Here is a 6,686-nt window from a genome sequence, read left to right on the forward strand (position 1 = left end):
TCTTCAAATAGCTCATCAACTTCGTTCCATTTGCTTAACCCTTCATCTGCATACCATTCACTTTCATATTTCACCAGTAAATGCCCTATCTGCTCCGCTGTCCAACTTCTGCGTAATCCTTCCTTTAAATCCCTATCCGTAAAAGTCGGTGGCGGTAGGTCTTTTTTTCGTTGGGTTGAATATATTAGTGTGCCGGTTAAGATTTGCTGTAATTCTCGCATCGCCGGCGTGTAATCGGCTAAATCTAAGGTGGCAACGTTATTTTTGCTGATTTTATCAGATAATTCGCCTACCGTTGCCTTCTCTTCTATCGTTTTAAAACCTGACCAGTGCCATGGGCTACATGGGTCTCTTTTTCAACTAAAATGATTGTCTTTTCACGTTCCAGTAATCCATCTGCTAAAGCTCGTTTCATGGTAAATTATTAATACCTTTGTGCTACTGAGTATAAACTAACTCCTCTTTTGTTGGTTGTCTGTAAGCCACAAAATAATCTTTACCTACAATAAATAATGTATTGTTCATATAAATAGCTTGATTGCCATTTAATAAAAATTTAGCTATAGGTTGTTCATCAATATTTTCAAATGTGACATATTCCAATTCGTTACTGATATCAATGTGATATTTTTTAAAATTTTCTACTTGCTGTTGATATAATGCCTCATTATCAAAAAATTGTTTTGAATTGGCCTTACCAAAGGTGACTGAATAAGCCTGTTGATAGTTCACACAAAGTGTTTTTTCATTGGGATTGAAGGTTAATGTGACATCATCAAGCTCATCTAATCTTCCGCCATCAAAACGTAAATAGTTATTTGCTTGATTACTGGTTAAGAGAAGACTTTGTGCTGAGTGTTGACTTTTATCTTTAATGGCAAATTCGCGGTAACAATTAGAGGTAGTAGGCAGTTCTTGAAACTTTCCTTTATTGGTGACCTGAAAATGTTGAATCTCCATTGTTTCATCTTCAAAGCGTTGGCGACGTTCGATAAAATAGTTTTTGTCAATGGTAAAGTAACGATAACCAACAGCTTGCCCATCACCGCCAGGACCTCCACGAGTTGTGGTTATGTAGCTAAAAATTAATAGTTTATCTAGAACTTTATAATCACTTGAAAACAGATATAAAAATGAATCTGCTTCACCACTGTCCCAGAATACATCAATAAATATTGGATTTATAATGGATGAAATGGGAGAAAATTTTGCTCCGTATATATCTGTTGCAGACCATGGAAGATCCAAAAAATTTTTGTAATGAATGGATAACTTTTTTAATACTTCATCTCGATATAATATAAAAGCATCATCTGCATTAAATGGCACCGCAATTATGGGTAATTGAGGTACATCTTTAATAAATGCCTTTTCAAAATAAGGTTTTGAATAAAATACTGGTTCACCATTTTTTCCAAATAGAAGTAGTATATCGTCCAATAATATTACTTGCCTATTTTGTGTTACATATTGTTTTAATAGACTATTATCAATGGTTTTATCAAATTGAAGATAAGTAATGCTATCATTTAATTTAATATTATAATTATACGCTAGTAATTCTTGCTGTTCTTTTAAATCAAAATATGTTTGTTCAATATTATTATTTATAAAAAAATCTTTTGCAGGCATAGTATTACGTGTAATCAAAAACGACTGATTATTAAAATAAAATTTATTACCAAGCAATTTTATATCAAAATCAACCGTTGTTTCATTTATCAATGTATCACTAATACCATAAATAATTCCCCAATTATCCAGCATTTTTTTTTCATCAGCTGTAGCTGATGATACAATTAAACTTAAGACTAATAAAAATAAAATAAAAGTTAATTTGATTGTCTTCATACGTTTTTAACCTTTATTAATTATTAATGATTGCATTGATAACCCATTAACTTGTTCAGCGCTTTTAACAAAATATTTATCTTCCAAATATTTTAATTCAAAACTTCTTACATCAAAATGAATCCATGTTGCAGCGATTGCGGTATCTTTTGGTGTTTTTTCACGCATTCCCACCTCTAAAGAAATAACATTTCCAACATTCCATCTATAATGCGCATTACAATAACTGATCATTACCTCTCTAGCATCATCACACAAATTTTCTAATGAAATTTTGGTATTGTTATAAATCATATGAATATCTAATGCTTTACCCATATGATTAGTACTTTGTCTAAAATTATGAGCATTATTATCTGACCAACAGCGATATCCAGATTTAACTAATTCAATTTTCATATTCCGTTGATCCAAATGGTATAAATAAAATTTCCAAGCTCTTAAGACCCAAAATAAAGTTCTGTGTAACCCTGGGTATTCATATTTCCTATACATTTCAATAGTATTTGCATTTTGTTTTTGTTGTTCAAATTTACCGTTACCAAAACCTCCACATGCTTTATCGCCTTTCACTAATTTCAATGTAGAACACTTACATTTAGCTTGAGCAAAATATGTTTCTATTGGATATTCTTCTTGAAATCTATCAATTGCTTGTATAACTTTTATATCCACAACGCCCGTTTCCTCAACTTGCATATAATCACGTTGAAACTGTTTTATCATCTTTTCTGTTCTTTCAGTAAATTCATCGGTTGGTACATTGCCACCAAAACCTGCAAGGCGGATATTAATTTCCCGAATAATCTCATGCTTATCCCCTTTCTGAAAAAGAATCTCGCTTTTAGGGAAGTAATCTATCATCGCCACCGGATGAATAAACCATGCCTTGCCGTCTGCGGATAGATTGGAAAGGATTGAGGTATTGGCGTTTGTTTTTTTGAGTTGATTGGACCTCTCCCCTCAATGACAAACCCAACTTGTTGGAGAATCGCTATTCGGGCTTTCATATTTATAATTACAACTTAGCGATTCAAGTAATTTAAAATGCCTATTTTTATCAATTTGATAATGATTCCAATCATCTACTTGTTTTACTTCATAGTAAGTTCCTTTTTCTGTTAACATTGAATTCTCATTACTACTTATATTTAATAACCATATGTTTTCTAATTTTTCATCAATATAATAATATTTTTTAATTACTTCAGATTCATTTGAATAAACTGTATATAATACTAAACTATCTACTATGTGATTATCTTTTTCAATGATTAATTCATAATTAATCGGATACTTTTCTTCTTTAAATACTAAATAAAATTCATATTGTTTGTTCTGATAAATTTTCGTTCTACCATTTTTAATTTTTTTTAAAATTCTTGCATAATAACTTGATAATTGTTCTGTTTTACATTCTCCATATTTTAATGATTTATCCTCATTTGCAAAAAAATTACATTTATCATTAATTTTATCAATAATATTTTTATCTTTAATCATTGGATGTCCTAATAAATTTATAGGTTCATGCTTACCTCTATATTCGCTGGACAATTGTTTTTCTTTATTTTGATCTGTGAAAAATATCAAATATCCTTCTTCTGTTATAGCGACCAAGTCATTGCCATTTTTTATAAAATTATTTAAGCCTTCCGAGCAGGATTGCTTAGAATGCAAATAAGTAATAATATTTATTTCTTGATTTAAAGGCGATTTTTCTTTAGTAAACAGTTTTTTGTATAAATTGTTTTTTTCATCAGATTTCCAATAAACTTCAGGTGTAGTAGATTTGATAGAATATTCAATTAAGCATTCATCATTAATTGCTAATGTTTTGTCAGAAAATTTAATAAAGGTATTAGCAAATTTTTCAATCAAATCTTCTCTTTTTTGCAATAAATTATCTCTAGTTTCTGCTGTCTCACCATAAGCCGTGCTTTTTGAAATTTTATAAAAATACCAAGTTTTTCCAATTTTTCTTTCATAACAATAGGCTATCGAAAGAGAAGTATATATTATTATAAAAATACAAATTTTTTTTAATAACATAGCATATATCCTATATAATTTAAGGTATGTTGGTTATTGATTCATTTTCAAATTGCTCTATATGTAAATGTGTATCGTGTAATTCCCCCCCATCGATACACCCATGTATTCCTTTAAATATTTCTTTAAATGATGATCCTACTCGAAATATTTTAAAATGAAATTTATATAATGAATTGATAAATTGTTTATCTTTTTCTCTTTTCTTGGAATCAGTACTTTGACTAAAATAATGAGTATCTATACTCTCACCATTTATGTGCAATGCACTTGGGAAGCAAGAACCTTGTTTGTATGCGCTACCAGTTACTTTAACGTTGGTTTTAATTTCTGCCAATGCACCTATAAATCCAGCCATAAGATCTGGATTAGTATATCTACGATAAGTATCAACTAATTGATATAAAATTAACGTATTCCCATTAACATAATTTAAATGATTAGGCATTCTAATTAACTTAGTTTTTTCTGATTGCGCTTCATATACTCGCCAAATATAACCGCGTTTTTTACTATGATAACCATATTCAGCAATATTTCCATTAGTCATGGTAAGTCGTTGATAAATACTTATACTTCCTTTGACTCTTATCCATTCATGAATATCTCCGTTCATATATATGGCTCTTGCATAAATTTCTTCTTCTTCAACTAGTTTTTTTGCATCACGAATTGAACCATAGTTTGGATATGTGAAAGCCTTAATTTCAGTTGTTGTTGCATTTCGACATAGTTTCTTATTTATTGTATGCCATTCACAAATACATATTTCATGTTCATTATCATCTTTATCATGATAAATATATTTATATTTCTGCTCATAACCTTCGAGTATTTCTTGTGGTATATGTTTTTCAATTTTTCCATCATGATAAATATGATAAGTAGCTATGCCTGCGCCTGAAAAATAATCCACCATCGCCACAGGATGAATAAACCATGCCTTGCCGTCTGCGGATAGATTGGACAGTTTAGGCGTATTAGCTTCACTTTGTTCTGTGCTAGTTGTTTGATTTTGGGCTTGTGCCTCTGCCACTTTTTTCCACCACAGTGACGGTTTAATGCGCTCTTCTTTTTCTAGTTGCCAGTTTGATTTGACATGTTTATGCGCTTCGTCCACTTTTTTCATGGCAAAGTCTCGCTGATAAGGCTCGGTGATGCCAAGTTTATCTAATCCCGCTTCAATAAGCGCTTTTTGTTGTTGCTTTTCTTCTTCAAATAGCTCATCAACTTCGTTCCATTTGCTTAATGCTTCATCAGCATACCATTCACTTTCATATTTCACCAGTAAATGCCCTATCTGCTCCGCTGTCCAACTTCTGCGTAACCCTTCCTTTAAATCCCTATCCGTAAAAGTCGGTGGCGGTAGGGCTTTTTTTCGTTGGGTTGAATATATTAGTGTGCCGGTTAAGATTTGCTGTAATTCTCGCATCGTCGGCGTGTAATCGGCTAAATCTAAGGTGGCAACGTTATTTTTGCTGATTTTATCAGATAATTCGCCTACCGTTGCCTTCTCTTCTATCGTTTTAAAACCTGACCAGTGCCATGGGCTAACTCGTTTTATGTGTTGCTGTGCGCCACTTTTAGTGTTTACCCAACCTTGTATTGGCATCCCTTGTTTATTCCCCGCCTGTATATATCGCCACACCGAATCAGGAGCGGCATCATCAACTGCTGTAAAACTTGTATTACTCGATTGCTCATTTAGTGAAACAGTACGCGGGTAATACACCGTGTTGTGCTCTGTCGCTGCCGGTAAATTAGTTAATGATAGTGGAAAGTGATTCCAATAATTTATCGAGCTATTTAGTTGCCCATTTTTTCCTTGTAGGTGAAAAACCTCTTTCGTGGCTATCCAGTAATGTCTGTTTTCTACCACAAAACGGATGGTTAATTCCGTGCCATTATTCTCATTCGATGACGATATACCACTCACTAATTCAACTTCATCAGGAATATCAGCTAGGGTTAATTCCGGATAATTCACTTGATAACGGTTAATCAACTCCGTTTTATCTGCCTGCGTTAAACGGTGCTTGCTAACTTCACCCTCCTTATTTTCAACTACCCCATTTATCCCTGTAATCACCATATTACTTGCATTATCTGAAAGATTGGATGATAACTTTAATGTATATTCTGGCTTAACTTTAACGTAATAATCACTAGCATTGCCAATAAACTGTATCCCCAATCCTGCCGGTAACGTCCCTTCAGCTTTAGCGGCCTGAATTAATCTTGCCTCTTTTTCAACTAATAAAATGGTCTTTTCACTTTCCGGTAACTGCTCTGCTAAGACTCGGGTTTTACTGATAAATGCCGGCAAATCATCACAGGTAAATAATTCAACGTGTGCTAGCTGTGGTAAGTTAGTGTCTAATGCTCGCTTCATGGTCGATAACGGAGCCTCTTTGGGCTCGTCAAAACGTTCCGATTGACTAACATTATGACCAATATATCCAATAAAATCGCCTTTCTTTATTGGTGCCGGCTTTTTTAATACCACAATTTTATCTAGCTTTCCTGGCTCGAAAGTCGATGACGTCACCGAGGTTAATTTGACATAGCCCTTATGCGGGGCATCATCATCGCCATTTTTATCCACCAAAACCGCTGGCACATCACAGTTGTTGATTTTCCGAATTTTGGCATACCCATTATTTTCACCGTCAAATTCAAACGTCGCTGTCTTAGGTAAATAGGTTAATTTCTGTTTATTGTTTGCCGCACCATATACTGCAATGCCTTTTACGGCTACTTCGGGTTTGCCCAGCTTGTCATTA

General features: G+C 33.1%; 4 protein-coding genes and 1 pseudogene. All 5 read right to left on the reverse strand.

What is annotated here, in order from left to right; genetic code table 11:
- Positions 1 to 221: hypothetical protein (locus tag A9G48_RS10535; RefSeq protein WP_141672999.1), on the reverse strand; the 221-nt coding region annotated here is incomplete at its 3' end.
- A 217-nt stretch (positions 222 to 438) separates the two neighbouring features.
- Positions 439 to 1,851, reverse strand: coding sequence for a hypothetical protein (locus tag A9G48_RS10540; RefSeq protein ID WP_034948646.1), 1,413 nt, complete (start codon positions 1,849 to 1,851; stop codon positions 439 to 441).
- A 6-nt stretch (positions 1,852 to 1,857) separates the two neighbouring features.
- Positions 1,858 to 2,715 (reverse strand): peptidoglycan-binding domain-containing protein, encoded by an 858-nt coding sequence (locus A9G48_RS10545; RefSeq protein WP_065576145.1) that lies wholly within the window; start codon positions 2,713 to 2,715, stop codon positions 1,858 to 1,860.
- Positions 2,716 to 2,814: 99 nt separating this feature from the next.
- Positions 2,815 to 3,903 carry a hypothetical protein gene (locus A9G48_RS10550; RefSeq protein ID WP_034948649.1) on the reverse strand — a complete coding sequence of 363 codons (1,089 nt, stop codon included), beginning with the start codon at positions 3,901 to 3,903 and terminating at the stop codon, positions 2,815 to 2,817.
- Between the two features lie 19 nt (positions 3,904 to 3,922).
- Positions 3,923 to 6,686 (reverse strand): annotated as a pseudogene (locus tag A9G48_RS11725) (hypothetical protein); the annotation flags it as partial.

The organism is Gilliamella sp. wkB18 (genome assembly GCF_001690875.1).
GTDB lineage: Bacteria > Pseudomonadota > Gammaproteobacteria > Enterobacterales > Orbaceae > Gilliamella > Gilliamella apicola_A.

Bases quoted from the DNA above. Each gene is read 5' to 3' on its own strand.
- A9G48_RS10540 (WP_034948646.1), bottom strand. From the start codon at position 1,851: ATGAAGACAATCAAATTAACTTTTATTTTATTTTTATTAGTCTTAAGT.
- A9G48_RS10545 (WP_065576145.1), bottom strand. From the start codon at position 2,715: ATGATAGATTACTTCCCTAAAAGCGAGATTCTTTTTCAGAAAGGGGAT.
- A9G48_RS10550 (WP_034948649.1), bottom strand. From the start codon at position 3,903: ATGTTATTAAAAAAAATTTGTATTTTTATAATAATATATACTTCTCTT.